Genomic DNA, 17,178 nt, shown 5'->3' on the forward strand with positions numbered 1-17,178 from the left:
TGCATGATCCTGCAAAAGCATCCGCGCCCCTGCGTTGCGCTCTACGCAAGCAGCGTCCGTAGCCTTGCCAGCGCGACGCCGCGATGGCTGTCGCGGTTCTTCACGTCGGTCGGCAGCTCCGCCGCGCTGCAGCCGTGCGCCGGCGAAAAGAACACCGGGTCGTAGCCGAAGCCGCCGCTGCCGCAGCGCGCGTGCAGGATGCGGCCTTCCCACCTGCCTTCGGCGACCAGCGGCATCGGGTCGTCTGCGTGCTGCACCAGTGCGAGCACGCAGACGAAGCGCGCGCTGCGATCCGCGTCGGCAACGCCGTCGAGTTCACGCAGCAGCCTGTCGATGTTCGCCTCGCTGTCGCCGTGGCAACCGGCATAGCGGGCGGAATACAGGCCGGGAGCGCCATGCAGCGCATCGACGCACAGTCCGGAATCGTCGCCCAGCGCCGCAAGGCCGGTGGCGCGGGCAGCATGGCGGGCCTTGAGGATGGCGTTCTCGATGAAGGACAGGCCGGTTTCCTCGGCATCGCCCACGCCGAATTCGGACTGTGCATGCAGGTCGAAGCCCCCGCCGAGCAGCGCGCGCAGCTCGGCCAGCTTGCCGGTGTTGCCGCTGGCGAGAACGAGCTTCATCGGGTGGCCTGGCTCACGCCAGCCCCAGCGCCGCCCGCTGCGCGGCGAACAGTTCGGCGCAGCCCTTCTCGGCCAATGCCAGCAGCGCGTCCAGCTCGTCGCGACGGAACGCATGGCCTTCGGCGGTGCCCTGCAGCTCGATGAAGCCGCCGCCGTCGTTCATCACCACGTTCATGTCGGTGTCGCAGCCGCTGTCCTCGGTGTAGTCGAGGTCCAGCACCGGCACGCCCTGGTAGATGCCGGCCGACACTGCCGCCACTGCACCCACCAGCGGCGTGCGGCCGCTGGCCGGCAGCTTGATGTCGCGTCGGTCGATCAGGCCCTGCACCGCATCCGCCAGTGCCACGTACGCGCCGGTGATGGCGGCGGTACGGGTGCCACCGTCGGCCTGCAGCACGTCGCAGTCGAGGGTGATGGTGCGCTCGCCCAGCAGCGCGCGGTCCACGCAGGCGCGCAGGCTGCGGCCGATCAGGCGCTGGATCTCCAGCGTGCGCCCGCCCTGCTTGCCGCGGGCGGCCTCGCGGTCGCTGCGGGTGTGGGTGGCGCGCGGCAGCATGCCGTATTCGGCGGTGACCCAGCCTTCGCCCTTGCCGCGCAGGAACGCCGGCACCTTGTTCTCCACGCTCGCGGTGCACAGCACGCGGGTGTCGCCGAAGCTCACCAGCACCGAGCCTTCGGCATGGCGGGTGAAGCCGCGCTGGATGGAAACGACGCGCAGCTGGTCCGCGCTGCGGCCGCTGGGACGGGCAAAGGCCATGGTGAAAACCGGAAATCGATGGGGCGCTAGATTACCATTCGCACTTTGCAGGCCTTGGATTCCGCATGATCCGTAGCATGACCGCCTTCGCCGCCGGCGAGCGTAGCACCGAATGGGGCGTGCTTTCCGGCGAACTGCGCGCGGTGAACCACCGTTTCCTGGAACTGGGCCTGCGCCTGCCCGACGAGCTGCGGGCGTTCGAGGCCGTGCTGCGTGAGCGCGTGTCCGCGCGCGTGTCGCGCGGCAAGCTCGATCTGGTGCTGCGCCTGCGCACGACCGTCGCCGGTGATGCGCTGCAGGTGGACGAGGCGCTGGTGGGCAGGCTTGCGGCGCTGGCGCAGCGGCTGGACGCCGGCTTCCCCAACCTGCAGGTGCAGTTCACCGAGCTGCTGCAGTTCCCCGGCGTGCTGCAATCGCGCGGACTCGACGCCGACGCGCTGCAGCGCGAGGCGCTGGCGGTGCTGGACGCGGTGCTGGACGACTTCGTCGCCGCGCGCGAGCGCGAGGGCGGCAAGATGGCGCAGGTGATCGGCGAGCGCGCCGAGGCCATCGCCGGGATCGCCGCCGAGGTGCGCACGCTGGTGCCGCAGATCCGTGCCGGCCAGCGCGCCAAGCTGGAGGCGCGGCTGGCCGATCTGTCGCAGCCGGCGGACCCCGGGCGGCTGGAGCAGGAGCTGGTGATCTGGCTGCAGAAGCTCGACGTGGACGAGGAGCTTGATCGCCTCGACAGCCACCTGGTCGAGCTGCGCCGCATCCTCAAGGGCGGCAAGGAGCCGGTGGGCCGACGCCTCGATTTCCTGCTGCAGGAATTCAACCGCGAGGCGAACACGCTGGGCAGCAAGTCGGTCGATGCGCGCACCAGCAACGCCGCGGTCGAGCTGAAGGTGCTGATCGACCAGATCCGCGAGCAGATCCAGAACATCGAGTAACGGCCCATGCGCGGAACCCTCTACATCGTCGCTGCGCCCTCGGGCGCCGGCAAATCCAGCATCGTCAATGCGGTGCTGCAGCGGGATGCCAACATCCGTCTGTCGATTTCGTTCACCTCGCGGGCGCCGCGTCCCGGCGAGCGCCACGCCGAGCACTACAACTTCGTCACCGCCGCGGAGTTCGAGGCGATGGTCGAGGCCGGCGACTTCTTCGAATACGCGCGCGTCCATGGCGACTGGAAGGGCACCGCCCGGCAGTCGGTGGAGCCGCAGCTGGCGGCCGGCCACGACGTGCTGCTGGAAATCGACTGGCAGGGCGCCCGCCAGGTCCGTGCCAAGGTGCCGGATGCGGTCAGCGTGTTCATCCTGCCGCCGTCGCGCGCCGCGCTGGAAGAACGCATGCGCAAGCGCGGCCAGGACAGCGAGGAAGTAATCGGCCGCCGGCTGGCCGCCGCCCGCGAGGAAATGAGCCATTACGGCGAGTTCGACTACGTGATCGTCAACGAGGTCTTCGACCTCGCGGTGGCCGAGATGTGCAGCATCTTCACCGCCAGCCGGCTGCGCAAGGACGCCCAGGTGGCGCGGCACGCCCGGCTGATCACCTCTCTGCTGGTGGATCCGTAGAGCCCTTCGCGATCCGATCCTTGCGCCTGCGGACGGTCGGAAATGGCCCTATGTGATTGATTTTCAAGACCGTGGCTTGCGGTCCTGGGTCCGTCCGTCTACACTCCCCGGTTCTTTCGATCCCTTGCGCGGCCCATCGCCGCAGGACAGACATGGCCCGTATTACCGTCGAAGACTGCCTGCAGGTGGTCGATAACCGCTTCGAACTCGTGATGATGGCCTCCAAGCGCGCGCGCCAGCTGGCTGGCGGCGTGGAGTCCAAGCTGGACAACAGCGAAGCCAACGACAAGCCCACCGTGCTGGCGCTGCGCGAGATCGCCGCCCGTGCCATCGATACCGACTTCATCGATGCGGTGGAAAAGGCCGAGCGCGAGCGCAAGGAGCGCGAGGCGCTGGAGTGGGCCGCCGCCGAAGTGGTGGCCGGCGACGACGACATGAAGGGCGACGACTGAGCGCAGTCCGCGCCTTCGCCCACGGAAGCGGCCCTGCGGGGCCGCTTCTGCGTTGTGGAGAACCGTTTGCGGGCATGGCGCGGCAAGGTTAGGCTCGACCCATGACACCCGGCGATCCCGCGCTTGCCCTGCACGACCCCGCGCCCGACGCGGCGGCGGTGCCGGACTACGTGCAGGCGCTGGAGCGCGCCGCCTATTACCTCGACGACGCGCAGCGCGCACAGCTGCGCCGCGCCTGGGCGATCGGTGCGGCCGCCCACGCCGGGCAGACCCGCAAGTCGGGCGAGCCCTACATCACCCATCCGGTGGCGGTGTCGCAGGTGCTGGCCGAGCTGGGGCTGGACCTGGAGACGCTGGTCGCGGCGATCCTGCACGACACCATCGAAGACACCCCGCTGACCCGGGCCGACGTCGCCGCGCAGTTCGGCGAGACCGTGGCCGAGCTGGTCGATGGCGTCACCAAGCTGGAGAAGGTGCGCTTCGCCGACAAGCAGGAAGCGGCGGCGGAAAGCTTCCGCAAGATGCTGCTGGCGATGTCGCGCGACCTGCGCGTGATCATGATCAAGCTGGCCGACCGCCTGCACAACATGCGCACGCTGGGAGCGAAGTCCCCGGACGCGCGTCGCCGCATCGCGGTGGAGACGCTGGAGATCTACGCGCCGATCGCGCAGCGCCTGGGCATGAACCTGGTCAAGGCGGAACTGCAGGACCTCGGTTTCAAGGCGCTGCATCCGTGGCGGCACGCGGTGATCGCCAAGCGCATCCGCAGCCAGCCGCTGGTGCGGCGCGAGGCGCTGGTGCAGATCGAGGCGCGGCTGGCGCAGCGGTTGGCGCTGGAAAAACTCGAGCACCGCCTGGTGGGCAGGGTGAAGACGCCGTGGAGCGTCTATACCAAGATGCGCGCGCAGAGCCGCAGCTTCGCCCAGGTGATGGACGTGTTCGGTTTCCGGGTGGTGGTGGACACGGTGGCTGACTGCTACCACGCGCTCGGCGTGGTGCATGCGGTGTACAAGCCGCTGGACGGCCGCTTCCGCGACTTCATCGCCATCCCCAAGGCGAACGGCTACCAGTCGCTGCACACGGTGCTGTTCGGGCCGTACGGCTCGCCCATCGAGGTGCAGATCCGCACCCGCGAGATGGACCTGATCGCCGAGCGCGGCGTGGCCGCGCACTGGGCCTACAAGATCGGCGTCGACGGTGGCGGCAACAGCGCGCAGAGCCGGGCGGCCGCGTGGATCGCCAACCTGGTGGAGACCCAGCGCGGCACCGGTTCGTCGCTGGAATTCCTGGAGAACGTCAAGGTCGACCTGTTCCCCGACGAGGTCTACCTGTTCACGCCGAAGGGCGACATCCTCTCGCTGCCGCGCAATTCCACCGCGCTCGACTTCGCCTACGCTGTGCATACCGATGTGGGCAACCATGCGGTGACCGCGCGCGTGGACCGCCGGCTGGCACCGCTGCGTACCAAGCTGGTCAGTGGGCAGTCGGTGGAGATCATCACCGCGAAGTCGGCGGTGCCGACCACCCAGTGGCTGGAGTTCGTGGCCACCAGCAAGGCGCGCACCGCGATCCGCCAGCAGCTCAAGCAGCTGGAGCACGAGGACGCGGTGCAGCTGGGCCATTACATGCTGGACCGCGCGTTGGGCGCGCAGGGCACCGCGCTGGACCGCATCCCGATGCCGCGGCTGGAGGCCTACCTGGCCGACAACCGCTACACGCGGCTGGAGGCGATGCTGGCCGATATCGCGTTGGGCAACCGCATGCCCTCGCAGGTGGCGCTGGCACTGGCGCAGCAGCAGAGCGCCGCGGCCCAGCCGGGCGCCGCCGCGCCGCAGGAGCGCATCCTCATCACCGGCGGCGAGCGCGGGGTGATCAGCTTTGCGCAGTGCTGCCTGCCGATCCCGCGCGACGAGATCATGGGCTACCACAGCGCCGGCAAGGGCATCGTGGTGCACCGGATGGAGTGCCCGAACCTCGCCGAGCTGCGCAAGTCGCCGGAGCGCTGGGTGGCGATCGGCTGGGACCGCGAGGTGTCCGGCGATTTCAGCTCGGCGATCCGCATCGAGGTGGAGAACCGCCCGGGCGTGCTGGCGCAGGTGGCGGCGGCGATCGCCAATGCCGACTCCAACATCGACCGGGTGGAGTACCTGGAGCGCGACAGCAACATCGCCGTGCTGCGTTTCGGCATCGACGTCACCGACGGACGCCACCTGGCCGAAGTCATCCGCGGCGTGCGCCGGCTGCAGGTGGTGCAGGACGTGCAGCGCTGCTGAAGCGGCGCCGCGTGGAGCCGGGGTGGGCTGCGCTGCGCAGCGCCCTACAATGACGGGACCCACCCATTCCACGGAGTCCCCATGTCCCGCACCCCGATCCATTCCGACGCCGCACCCGCAGCCATCGGCCCGTACTCGCAGGCGATCCGCGCCGGCAACACCGTCTACCTGTCGGGGCAGACGCCGCTGGTGCCGGCCACCGGGCAGATGGCCGAAGGCGACATCGAGGCGCAGGCGCGGCAGGCATTCGACAACCTGAAGGCGGTCTGCGAAGCGGCCGGCGGCTCGTTCGACAACATCGTGCGGCTGGGCCTGTACCTGACCGACCTGGGCGATTTCGCCCGCGTCAACGCGGTGATGGCGGAATATTTCAGCCAGCCCTATCCGGCGCGTTCCACCATCCAGGCGTCCGCGCTGCCGCGCGGCGCCGCGTTCGAAGTCGATGGCGTGATGGTGATCTGAAGCCGGCAGCGTTCCGGCCGACACCATGCCCGCCGCAGCATCGCCCGCGCTTGCCGACACCCCTCTTTCCGTCCTGACCGGCGTCGGCCCGGCGCTGCGGGAGAAGCTGGCTGCGCGCGGGCTTTCCACCCTGCAGGACCTGTGGCTGCACCTGCCGCGCAGCTACGAGGACCGCACCGCTGTCACCCCCATCAGGCTGCTGCAGCCGGGCGTGGCGGCGCAGGTGGAGGGACGGGTGGAAGCGGTCGAGCGCGGGTTCCGCTACCGCCCGATGCTGCGGGTGGCCCTGTCCGACGAAGGCCGCGGCACGCTGGTGCTGCGGTTCTTCCATTTCCGCGCGGCGCAGGTGGCGCAGTTTGCGGTGGGCGCGCGCGTGCGCGCCTACGGCACCCCGCGGCCCGGCCAGTTCGGGCTGGAGATCGTGCATCCCAGCTATCAGGTGCTGGGTGGCGAAGTGGCGCTGGGCGAAACGCTGGATCCGGTCTATCCGGCCATCGAGGGCATCGGCCCGGCCAGCGTGCGCAAGCTGGTGCTGCAGGCCCTGCAGCGACTTCCGGACGAGTCCGCGCTGGAACTGCTGCCGCCAGCACTGCGGCGCGCGCTGCACCTGCCGTCGCTGCGCGAGGCCATCCTCACCCTGCACATGCCCCCGCGCGATGCCGACGTCGCCGCGCTGCAAAGCGGCCTGCATCCGGCCCAGCGGCGGCTGGCGCTGGAGGAACTGCTGGCCCACCAGCTGGGCCTGCGCCGGCAGCGGCTGGCGCTGCAGGCCGAGGGCACGCGCGCGCTGCGCGGCGATGAAAAACTGGTGGCTGAATTGAAGAAGTCGCTGCCGTTCGCGCTCACGTCGGCACAGGCGCGGGTCTATGCGCAGCTGCGCGAGGACCTGCGCCAGCCGCGCCCGATGCTGCGGCTGGTGCAGGGCGACGTGGCTTTGGGAGTGTTAGCCTGTCGCTCTGTTCACAGTAAGGGTCGGCGATGGCGCGGCCGAAGAAATTGCTGTCCTCGGGGGCAAACCCGGAGTCGACCCTCACCCTTAACGCTCAAGGTAGCACTTCCTCGTCCGACCATCCGCTCCTCCTCGAGCTAGCCGCTGCATTCTTACTGGCGCTCCACGACAGCTTGGCTGTCGGATGGCAGGGCGGCCGCTCCCGGAGAGCGACGACATTTACAACGCCGGCGGGGCAGTTTGACGTGCGGCTGTTCAACGGACGGGTCGGCGACTGGCGAGCGCCCCGACGCGTGAGTTTCCAGCAAGTCCTCTTGGAGCGATGGGGCGCGCTCGCGGATCTATTTAATGCGCTTCTTGCCGGCGACCCCACCGACCTACGCCTGTTCTCCGATCACGTCTCGGCATTTCTCGGCGACCAGTACGACGTTCGACGGACCAACACGGTCGTCGCCCGCGTCGAAGCAAAGCTGGTTGTGCTCGGCATTCGTACCGACCCTGAGAAGGACGCCCACAGGCACGCCGACGCGATCCGCACGTGGGTGCAGATGAACGGTCTTCCCAAGGCAGTGGTCGACCTGGCCCACGGCAGGCCGCGTGTCGACGTCCCTGCTCTCGTGCAGCACGCGGGCGAGTACGACGCGCACCTGGGCGCTGTTCTTGCTCCGCTGTTGCAGGAGACGCTCGATGAAGTGGCGGTGCGCTCGCCTTGGTCCGAAAGCGCGAAGCGCTTTGTGCCGACGACCCACCGACCACACGGCCGCGAAACATTCCCGGGCGTTCTGTTCGACTTCCAACGCTTCGGAGTCGAGCGGGGCGGTCTACTCGACGCCGTCATAGACCAGATCCAGCTGCCGGGCGACCACCTAACGACGGGGGCGCTACGGAACTGGATCTTGTGGCTCACGTGCGAGAACAGGGACGACTCCCAGCGAGCGCAGGCGGTCGAGATACTCTCGAAAGTATCCGGACATACACCCGCGGAGGCGCGCACGCTCAGTGAGCTGCTTGCCGGTGTTACCGCGCTCCGCGCGATGACCGACAAGACTCGCTACGGGTACATCACGAGCTTTCGCCACCTACTGACCCGCACGTATCTCGCCATCGGCGCAGAGGCTCCCCGCTTCCCGCGTGGCGCCATGAAAGCGCTCGTGACGACAACGCGTGGGATGCTCAGCGACGCGCCTGATCCAGGCGCAATCAACCCCGAATTCCGCTCGACGATCGTGAACGTCGCCCAGGGGCCGCCGCAGCGGGCTCGGCAAAGTGCGATCGGTCACGTGGAAGACCGACTTCTGCGCGTGAAGGCAGCTTGCGACCAGGACATCGAAGGATTCCTGAAGTGGAGGGCGTGGACTGAAGCCGCCGAAGCGCTTCCCCTCGACGAACAAGCGCTGGGTTACGTCGACCGCCTCATCGCCCATGGCGCACGCGAAGATTCGAGCCTCCAGCGCTGGCTGGTCATGGCGGACCTTCAAACCATCGTTGCAGTAGGTCTGGCAGCCATGAGGAAGAATGGCTACCACACGCGAGAAGGTTACGGCGTGCGGGTCGCGACCAACCGCTCCATCAATCTCGGACTCGCGGCAGAACGGTTACAGATGGCGTTCCCTGAGCTGGAGCGGTGGTCCAGCAAAAGATCGGGTCAGGGCAGGTTCTCAACCTTCCGCAACCTGCTCAGCCACTGGTATGTCCCACGATGGGTGCAGTTTGCTATCGAGCTGCGGATTCAAGCGGAAACTGCATTCAACCGTCATACCGTCAGGAGCCTGACCGCGTCTGGCATAAGTATCAGCAACGCCACGATCGAGCTGCAGGCGCTGAAGGGTAAGACGGAAGAGCTTCAAACAGCCGAGATCGATGGCTCGGACCGAACGCTCCGTGCTGCACTCGAGCTGATGAGGGGACACAGCAAGAATGTCGTCGAGCACTGGCAGGCCGATGAAAAGCGTGTCTTCGTTGCGCTGGTGAGCAGCAACGACACGGTTTCGTTCGGTCTTTGGCCATGCCACCACATACATGAGCGCTTCATCGAGTTCCACAAGCTCTTCAAGTTCACCCGAGAGCAGTTGCGAAACCAGAATGCAGGGCTCGCTTATCTCAAGCGCCAAGATGTCCATGAGGTCCAGGGTCGACTTGGCCATGCGAGCCTCAAGACCACCTCGGGCTACGTTCGTCAGCACATAATCTCGGTCCTGAATCGCGCGAACATCGCTGAGTTCGTGCGTCGATTGGGCGCGAGCATCGTCTGGGCCATCGAGGGTTCTGAGGCTGTGGGAAGTCGCGGCATGCTGGAGGCCGATGTAAGCGCACGGCTTCTCTTCCCGCTAGGTGTTCAAAAGCAGGTCACTGCAGCGCCCGAGTGTGATGCGTGGATTGCGGATCCTGAGTGGAAACTGCAAATCGACGAGGTTCGCATACGTCATCTCGTTGCCCAGCGCGCCTATTACGCGCGGAACTGGCAGAAGCTCAGGGCGTCTTCGCCGGAGGCGTACGAAAAGGTGCATCGGCCGCGTATCGAGTTCGTCGCGGCTCTCTGGGAGATCGTGGCCGATTCGGAGTTTGCCCAACTGCTTCAGGAGCCAGCATGAACCCCGCAGTCGCACTGAGCGAAGCGCACGCAGTCAACGCCTCCCAGGTCGAGGCTCCGGCCGGGCACTGGCCTGAACATCAGATCTCCCACCCTGCCATTCTCAGTCGCTGGGAAGATCCGTTCCTCCTGATCAGAGCGGAGTCAGGAGTCGTCCGTCGCTTTGACCTGGCAGAGGTTCCGTTGCCTCGGAATTGCGACGTGGGCGGTCCAATTACAAAGCCATGCAAGCTTGGCGACTTTCCGCACTGGATGGACGTCTGTAAAGCCTACGCTGCGCTGGCCCTTCACGACACGTCGGCCTACACAGCCGTTGATATCGTCAGCAACGCATTGGGCAATGTTTATCGATTCTTTGCCTGGTGCATCAGGCGCCGGGTGCTGCATCTGAACGTTCTGACGGAGAGCGATCTCAAGGCGTTTGCACAGGAGCTCCAGCCCAATGGCTGGTTCAGTGCCCTTCCGATCGAGCCGTGGATTCGGGCTGCACTCGACGAAGCGAAGGCTGATGAGTATCTACGCTCGCGCCTTATCTCGCATAGGCGCAATAACTCCTTTGTCAGCTTCAACACGGAGGGGCTGTCGCGCGAGATCGGTTGTGTCGTCACACAACCTGAGTACCCCTCCTGGATGGGGGAGCACCTACAGGAACTCTCGCCTGATGCCTCGATTCGGTTTCAGGTGCAGCGGGCAAGGAAGGATCGTGCATGGTCCGCGTCCTCTTTCAAGAACTGCTTTGTAGCCGTTCGCCGCCTGAGTCGCATCGCCGCGCCGTTGGATCGCCTTACTTTCGACCCGTTTCCCAACACGCGGGCAGCCGCCATCGCGTCGGGCGGCCGTCCGGACGGGCGGACGCCCAACTTACCCATCGAGGAGGCAGGTCGACTGCTGGGCACCTCCCTGAGTTGGATCTACGAGAAGTCGCCGGGGGTCGAGGAACTTCTCCGTATCTGGACGGATGCGAAAGCCTCGGCCGAGGCCGCAGGCCTGAATGGCAAGTCCATTCCGGCGGCATGCCTGCGCGTCGTCAACAAGGCCTATCCCGAGATTGCCGCCCGATTCGACTTGCCACGCGGGAAGATCGGCCTCGCGAGCATCTCGGCAGACGGGCTATCGATCGCTGACTTTCTACAACGCATTCAGACATCGGCCGTCGTACTGATCGGCATCAACCAGGCTCGTCGAAAGAACGAGGTCACCGGAGAGGACGACCGCCCTTGGGGCGTCTACGCAGGCTGCGTGTCCAGGTCCGACCCGTTCGTCGAAGCCTACGAGATCGACATGTACATCGAGAAGACGTGGCGGGACTGGCGAAAGATGCCAGCGAACCGTATTACGGCTGATGTAGTGAGCGTACTCGAGCGGCTACGGGTGGCGATGCCCGGTCCTGCCATGCGGGTAAGCGACGACGTCAGTGAGAGGCGAAGGAACAAGCTCTTCGTTTTTCCCACGCAGGCGCATGACCGAAACGCTGAGCTGGCGGAATACCGGTTTAGCAAACACAGCGACACACTCTTTAAAGAGGCAAAGGTCGATCCAAAGTGGCGGCGCACGCATCAGTTCAGACGGCTTTTCGCATTGTTGTATATGTACCGACACGATCACCCGTCGCTGCAGGCGCTGTCAGAGATGCTCTGCCATCTGGACATCGAGTGCACTCGGACATACGTCACGGACGCCAGTATGGTCGCCGAGGCCGAGCGAATCGCAGTGCTGTATCGCTGTCAAGACGAGGCCCCGCTCGAGGAGCTGGCCGAAGCGCGGCGGGAGTATGCAGAAGAGCAGATCCGGGCCATGCTCACCTCGGCCGAAGCAGGCGGAACGTTGACGCGTCGTGTGCGCAGGTGGGTCAAAGCCCTGGTGTCGAAAGTGGAATTCGACGCGGATGACCTTGAACGTGCGCTAGCGGCGGTCCGGACGAAGATGGACAAGCGCGGCTACAGTCCGGAGTCATATCCGCACGGCATCTGCTGGGCAAGCCATCGCCACGCGTCGCGCGCGAGCTGCGGCCGTGGCGGGGATCTGGCCCGGGAGCACGCGGGCATCGACGTTTGCTCGAAGTGCCCATTTCATAGTACGTCGGTCGCATTCCTTGAGAACGTTGAGCGAGATCTTAGGCAGCTGCGTGAAGCCGAGGACGTGGCTGCATGTTCGGCGGAGGCGGCGACCGTCAGGCAGGAGATCGTGGCCTTGGAAGGACTTCTGGCCATGGAGCGCCGCTTGATGGAGCGCGAGTGGCGGCAAGACCCCGATAGAGCCGTTTTGGAGGAGCCCGCGTGACGACGACTCCGAACCACGTTTCCAACGCCAACAAGGTCGCAGCGAAGGCCGCGATCGTTGCAAAACGCGAGCAGTTGGAGCACTGGTCGCGGACGGGGCTGCCATTCAAAGGGGGCGCGACGCCTACCGTTGGTGAGCCCTACGAATTCGATTGGTATCCCCAGAGCCTGCGGGACTTCTGCCGGTGGGATGGTTCACAGAACAGCCCCGAGATCGGGCCGTTTCGAGCCACGGCGTTTCAAACGCTCTGCTCGTATCCCGAGGAGAAGGCGACGGTAACGTCCCTGCTGGCGGCGCTCGAGAAACTGCGGTCGGCAACGATCAAGCGTCTTGATCCTAAAGCCGCGCTACGGGATGCAGAGGGACAGGTGCTGATCGAGCGGCAGTTACGCGCGGGGGCATTACTCGGGTATCGCGCGGCCCGCCAGCAGGTGCGTGTCCTGGCCGCGTCCTTGGCCGATGAGCAGCGCGCGCATCGGGAATCCATAGCGCACCTGTCGGAGCAGCTAGAGAAGGCCCATCGGGACGTGGCGGCGTTGTCGGCGGAAGTCGCTGCGCTGACGGCGACCATTCGCAAAGTGAAGCCCATCCGGGCAGTCGGTTGAAAGGACGTCGCAATTGACCTGGATGCTCGACCAGTCCGATACCCCTGTGGGGGGCCATGATCCGAGGGATCTTGCTGCTCGACTGAGCGCGGGCGTGGATCGGAGCCGGGCCCTGAAGCGCTTGGGCGCCGTCGGAGTGTCAGAGCTTTGGCAGGCAGCCCTCTATCTTCCGACCCGTTTTCTCGATGCACGTCAGCCCATAGAACGGTTTTTCGGACTGGGTCCTTCCACGGGCGATGTCGTCTGTGTCGGCCGTTACGCGGGCGACTTCCGTACCCGGTGGACCCCCCGCCGCGGCCGCGCGACGGCGCCGCAGGCCCAGGGCTCACTGGTCGATGGCGTCGGGATGAAAGTGCGCTTCTCCGTGTTCGGCGACGCGCGGAGCCTGCAAAAGGCGCTGGAAGAGGCAGGCGTCGAGCCGGTGGCCTTCGCAGGCACGCTCACCGCCGTGGGCGACCTTCTTTTTTTGAACAATCCGGTCTTGCTGGACGCTAGCGCACTCGGCCACGTGCTTCCCGTATACCCAGGCAAGACGCGCGTGCTGTCGGTCGCCATGGCCCGAAAGCTGGTGACTGCGCTGCTCCCTGACGCGATTCCTGCCGCGGCGGCACATCTGCGGGCGTCCGTGAGCGGTGTCATTGACCCCTTAGACCTCCGGCGCCTCCTCCGTCGCCCGCGCGGAACCTTGGAAGACCTGTTGTGGGAAGCGCACCTGCCGGCGGCGCCCGAGATCGGGGAGGCGGCGCAGCAGAGCCTGGAAAGGCTCTCGGCGATCCTCACGATCGGCGAGCTGCGTGAGCTCCAGGGTGAACACCCACCCGCTCGCCAAGCGTTTGATATCGGGGGATGGCAGGATCTGTTGGGCCGGGTGCCGTTCCGACTCACCGACGAGCAACGCGCAGCCGCAGCCCAGCTCGTGGACCGTTTCCGAGGGCCGACGACGTCGGCGACCTTGATCAATGCCGACGTCGGCATGGGCAAGTCGATCGTGTACCAGCTGGCGTCCGCGGCTGCAGTACGCGCGGGCGCCCGGGCCGCTGTGATGCTTCCCAACGAGCGTCTAGCGTCGCAAGCGCATCAAGAGATCGTGCGCCTGTTTCCGGAGCTCGGTGCCGTATTAGTGACAGGCAAGAGCAGGAAAAACGCCAAGTCGAGCAACTGGCTTGTAGGAACGACGGCCATGTTGTTCCGGGACGTGGGGCCACTGGACATCTGCGTCGTCGACGAACAGCACCGGTTCTCCGTGGACCAGCGCAGGGCACTCGCGGCAAACGGCACGCACGTGGTCGAGATCAGCGCGACTCCGATCCCGCGAACACAAGCGCTCTTGCTATACGGAAAGCTGGATGTCATTCGGCTGACGCATCGTCACAGTCCACAAGACATCCACACGCGCGTGGTCGAGCGCGGCGGTACTGACCAGATGATCGACGAGATTCGGAGCGTCATCGCTCGCGGATCCCGGGTGCTGATCGTATGTCCGCGTCGCGAGGAGAGCGAGGAGGATGACGGCGAGGCGCTTCCGTCGGTCGCGCGTGTCGCTGGAAAATGGGAGCGTCTCTTTCCCGGGATCGTCCGGTCGCTGCACGGCGAATCCGAGCCGGAGACGGTGCAGGTCGCCTTCGACGATATCGCGAGCGGTGCGGCTCAGATCCTCGTCGCGACGACAGTGGTCGAGGTCGGGCTGAACATCCCGGATCTGCGTGCAGTGATCATCGTGCATGCCGAGCGGTTCGGCATTTCCCAGCTCCATCAGCTGCGAGGGCGCCTGGCCCGTGAAGGCGGGCATGGCGTCTGCTATCTCTACCTTCCTCGACGCGCGGGCATGGATGCCATGGCCCGACTGAACGCCGTGGCGGCAACGAACGACGGCTTCGAGCTCGCGGAGTTTGATATGCGTGCTCGGGGCATCGGGGATGTCTCGCAGGCAGGCCAAAGGCAGCACGGGGGCACCGGGAGCATTTTGTTGACCCGGCCGGTCCCGATGGACGTCTTCGTCGAGGTACTCGCCGAGGTCAGCCGTTGAGCACGGCCCTCGCGCTCGTTGAGTGGACCGATGACGGGCGCGGTGGGGTGCCCGTGTTCTACGACCGCCGCCGGCGGCTGGTGGATGCGCTCCACGACTTCGTCGAGTCCATCGCGGCAGCCAAGCGTGACGTCGCCTCTCCGACCGGGTATCGCTCGGCTGTCGATCCGGTCACATACGCGCTTCTGGGCTGGCTTCGCTTCCTGGACGCCAAAGGGCTCGACCTGTGGGCGGCCACCGACGCTCTTCTGGTCGAGCACCGGGACAACGAAGTAAAGGCCGTCATGCAGTCTCCGCGCGCGAAGCAGGAGAAGCGCCTGGCCATGCGGACCGTCAATGATCGTTTGCGCTGGATCTATCGCTTCTATGCATGGTGTCGACGGGATGCGCTGCTGGGCGTGGCCGTTTTGGGCCTGAAGGGGCCGGTCACCTCGACCCTCTGCGAGCCCGCGGCGCGCACGAGTCAAGGAAAGCCCAAGCGCGATCCCGCAACCGACTATCCGAAGTGTTTCAAGCGAGTATCAGGCCGGGGAAGTGGTAAGCAACATTTTGCTACCAGCGAGGAGAAGCGAAGGCTCATCGAGGCGCTGACGACCAGTGACGACGCATTCGTGCGCGAGAGGAACCGACTGTGGATCGAGCTGACTGACCGCGTCGGTTGGCGCGCTGTAACGCTCACAGGCTTGGAGGTAGACGACTTTTCGCCGGATCGATCGACCGAGCTGGACGATGGCAGTCGCCTGGTATCGCCCAAAGTACAAAAGTTCGGCTACGGCGACAGCTTCGAGGTTCCCGCGACGCTTTTCGCACGCGTGACGCGGTTTATTGCCGCGCGCGAGGCTCGTATGAAGCAGAACGGGTGGTCGGAAGCGGTATCGCAGCGAAGGCTCTTCACCAGTGCCACATCAGGGCGGCCGTTGGGCGACCAGACCATCGTGCAGGCGTTCGGCAAGGCGTATCGCGCGATTGGTGTACCTGCGCGTCAGGGGGCCGGCCACCACAGTCTGCGGCGAAAATTCGGCGATGGGGCGGCCGTGCAGGAGCTCCAGTCCCGCAAGGAGCTCGGCCTCTCGACAGCTGCGGAAGACGTGATGCACGCGACCGCGCGGAAGCTCGGACAGCGCAGCATTGCGTCGCAGACGCCTTACCAGCGCGCCGTTCGGTCAGGCACGCGCGAGTCGACGGTTGCGAAGCTCAGCCAGACGGTCGAGGAGCAGAATTCCGTCATTGCCGATCAAGACGAGGAAATTCGCCGCTTGCGGCTTGAGGTGGAGCGAGCAAAGGCTGGGCTCCAGACTTAGGGGGTCGGCGAGACGCCTCGCGACCGGTCTCGGGGATCAGTCAGCGCCGGCGCTACTCAGCAGGCGTCATCGGTGTGAACGCGCGAGCGATCAGAAGACTTTCGGGCTCGTACGGAAGCGTCCAGAAGGCTGCTCCCAGCCGTGTCAGCTTGGACGCGAACAAACGGCTGGCAGCACTTTCAGGGGTCGGCTGAAACGGTACGAAGGCGCAGTTCGACCAGTCGCCGTTGGCGAGGCGCTGGGCGCGCTTGCGCAACTCCGTGTAGATCCCTTCGCGAATCACGCCCGTCTCCGTGCTGCGAAGTTGCTGCGCCAAGGACGCGCCGTAGCGGGTGGCGGCCCAGCAGCAGTAGCGCCACTGTGCGATGGGAAGAACCTGCCGGCTATCCCGGACGACAAATGCCAGGTCGGATGCCCACGAGGTCTCGAAATGATGGCGGGCCAGTTGGGATTCGAAGAACCGCTCGGCTTCGGAGGCAGCGAGTTCGTGCCATAGGCGGATGCGCGACGCGAGTCCGTAATTGTCGTGGGGGACCTCTTCGAGAAAGTCCTCAAGCGCTTGCAAAAGGCCAGGCCGCAGGTAGTCCTTCCAGGCATACCGCCACTGGATCTGCTCGATCGGCGTCTCTTCCGCGGTCGGGTCCAGCTCCCATCGGGCGTCTGGCCACGGCGCTTCGATGATCCCCTGCTCGCGTAGGGCATGGAGCATTGCAAGGGAGTGGCGACGGGTGGGCGCTACCGGGATGCGCTTGTGCTGGGCCATCAGCAGCGCAGCAAGCGCCAGGCAACCTTGGATCCCCAAGTCGTCCAGGGTAGGCGCTGGTACGGGGGCCATGAACGGGCCTCCGCCCTCGCTGGTAAGCATCCTAAGTTTACCATAGTATCGCTGGCGGCCGGTCTTTCTCACCCTATTGGCATGGCCAAGTTGAGCAAGACTGTCAAAAGGGTGCAGCCATCGACCACGTTCTCGAAACGCCTCAGGCAGGCACGGGAGCGCGCGGGGCTGACACAAACCGAGCTCGGCCTTCGGGTCGGGATGGACCCGTCAGCCGCCAGTCCGCGAATGAACCAGTACGAGAAGGGCATCCACGAGCCCCCGCACGCGATGGTCAAGCGTCTCGCGGAGGAGCTTGGCGTGCCGGCAGCCTTCTTGTTCGTAGACGACGATCGGCTCGCGGATCTGCTGCTCTTATGGACCGAGCTCGGGGACGAGGGTCACGAGAAGCTTCTGCGGTACGCCAAGCGGCAGGTAAAGGCGCAGGAGTAGGCGTGTGCCACTGCATGAGGTGAGTCGACCGGGCGCTGGC

Annotated in this window: 14 protein-coding genes and 1 pseudogene; 12 read left to right on the top strand and 3 right to left on the bottom strand. The window is 65.9% G+C overall.

Annotated features, from left to right (window positions below; all coding sequences use genetic code 11):
• Positions 1-41: 41 nt before the first annotated feature.
• Entirely contained in the window at positions 42-623 is a 582-nt protein-coding gene (gene rdgB, locus ICG51_RS09255; RefSeq protein WP_190280096.1) for an RdgB/HAM1 family non-canonical purine NTP pyrophosphatase, read from the bottom strand.
• Between the two features lie 13 nt (positions 624-636).
• Positions 637-1,380, bottom strand: a complete 744-nt coding sequence (gene rph / locus ICG51_RS09260; RefSeq protein ID WP_190280097.1) for a ribonuclease PH — start codon at positions 1,378-1,380, stop codon at positions 637-639.
• A gap of 65 nt (positions 1,381-1,445) precedes the next feature.
• Here rph and ICG51_RS09265 point away from each other — a divergent pair, with 65 nt between their 5' ends.
• The 11 genes and pseudogenes from ICG51_RS09265 (at position 1,446) to ICG51_RS09315 (ending at position 15,871) form a co-directional block, all read left to right on the top strand.
• Positions 1,446-2,309, top strand: coding sequence for a YicC/YloC family endoribonuclease (locus ICG51_RS09265; RefSeq protein ID WP_190280098.1), 864 nt, complete (start codon positions 1,446-1,448; stop codon positions 2,307-2,309).
• 6 nt (positions 2,310-2,315) lie between these two features.
• A complete protein-coding gene (gene gmk / locus ICG51_RS09270; protein ID WP_190280099.1) occupies positions 2,316-2,933 on the top strand; it encodes a guanylate kinase in 618 nt (205 codons plus the stop codon).
• Positions 2,934-3,085: 152 nt separating this feature from the next.
• Positions 3,086-3,385, top strand: a complete 300-nt coding sequence (gene rpoZ, locus ICG51_RS09275; protein ID WP_028839808.1) for a DNA-directed RNA polymerase subunit omega — start codon at positions 3,086-3,088, stop codon at positions 3,383-3,385.
• A gap of 101 nt (positions 3,386-3,486) precedes the next feature.
• Entirely contained in the window at positions 3,487-5,658 is a 2,172-nt protein-coding gene (locus ICG51_RS09280) for a bifunctional (p)ppGpp synthetase/guanosine-3',5'-bis(diphosphate) 3'-pyrophosphohydrolase (protein ID WP_190280100.1), read from the top strand.
• A gap of 81 nt (positions 5,659-5,739) precedes the next feature.
• A complete protein-coding gene (locus tag ICG51_RS09285) occupies positions 5,740-6,120 on the top strand; it encodes a RidA family protein (RefSeq protein WP_028839810.1) in 381 nt (126 codons plus the stop codon).
• Positions 6,121-6,145: 25 nt separating this feature from the next.
• Positions 6,146-7,051: pseudogene (locus ICG51_RS09290) on the top strand (OB-fold nucleic acid binding domain-containing protein); the annotation flags it as partial.
• A 263-nt stretch (positions 7,052-7,314) separates the two neighbouring features.
• Complete coding sequence (locus ICG51_RS09295) at positions 7,315-9,660, top strand: hypothetical protein (protein ID WP_190280102.1); 2,346 nt, start codon at positions 7,315-7,317, stop codon at positions 9,658-9,660.
• Positions 9,657-11,939, top strand: a complete 2,283-nt coding sequence (locus ICG51_RS09300; protein ID WP_190280103.1) for a hypothetical protein — start codon at positions 9,657-9,659, stop codon at positions 11,937-11,939. The genes ICG51_RS09295 and ICG51_RS09300 overlap by 4 nt, the downstream gene beginning before the upstream one ends.
• The gene (locus tag ICG51_RS09305; RefSeq protein ID WP_190280104.1) at positions 11,936-12,544 is read left to right on the top strand and encodes a hypothetical protein; all 609 of its coding nucleotides are present in this window, start codon (positions 11,936-11,938) and stop codon (positions 12,542-12,544) included. The genes ICG51_RS09300 and ICG51_RS09305 overlap by 4 nt, the downstream gene beginning before the upstream one ends.
• Before the next feature lie 22 nt (positions 12,545-12,566).
• Positions 12,567-14,570 carry a helicase-related protein gene (locus tag ICG51_RS09310; RefSeq protein WP_223809581.1) on the top strand — a complete coding sequence of 668 codons (2,004 nt, stop codon included), beginning with the start codon at positions 12,567-12,569 and terminating at the stop codon, positions 14,568-14,570.
• Positions 14,567-15,871: a site-specific integrase gene (locus ICG51_RS09315; protein ID WP_190280106.1), complete on the top strand. Its 1,305-nt coding sequence runs from the start codon at positions 14,567-14,569 to the stop codon at positions 15,869-15,871. The genes ICG51_RS09310 and ICG51_RS09315 overlap by 4 nt, the downstream gene beginning before the upstream one ends.
• A gap of 52 nt (positions 15,872-15,923) precedes the next feature.
• Here ICG51_RS09315 and ICG51_RS09320 read toward each other — a convergent pair whose 3' ends face one another.
• Positions 15,924-16,634: a hypothetical protein gene (locus ICG51_RS09320; protein ID WP_190280107.1), complete on the bottom strand. Its 711-nt coding sequence runs from the start codon at positions 16,632-16,634 to the stop codon at positions 15,924-15,926.
• Between the two features lie 153 nt (positions 16,635-16,787).
• Between ICG51_RS09320 and ICG51_RS09325 the strand changes: the two genes are divergently transcribed.
• Positions 16,788-17,138 (top strand): helix-turn-helix transcriptional regulator, encoded by a 351-nt coding sequence (locus ICG51_RS09325; RefSeq protein ID WP_123770482.1) that lies wholly within the window; start codon positions 16,788-16,790, stop codon positions 17,136-17,138.
• Positions 17,139-17,178 lie beyond the last annotated feature (40 nt).

It is taken from the genome of Thermomonas sp. XSG (assembly GCF_014678725.1).
In the GTDB taxonomy this organism is placed as follows: domain Bacteria; phylum Pseudomonadota; class Gammaproteobacteria; order Xanthomonadales; family Xanthomonadaceae; genus Thermomonas.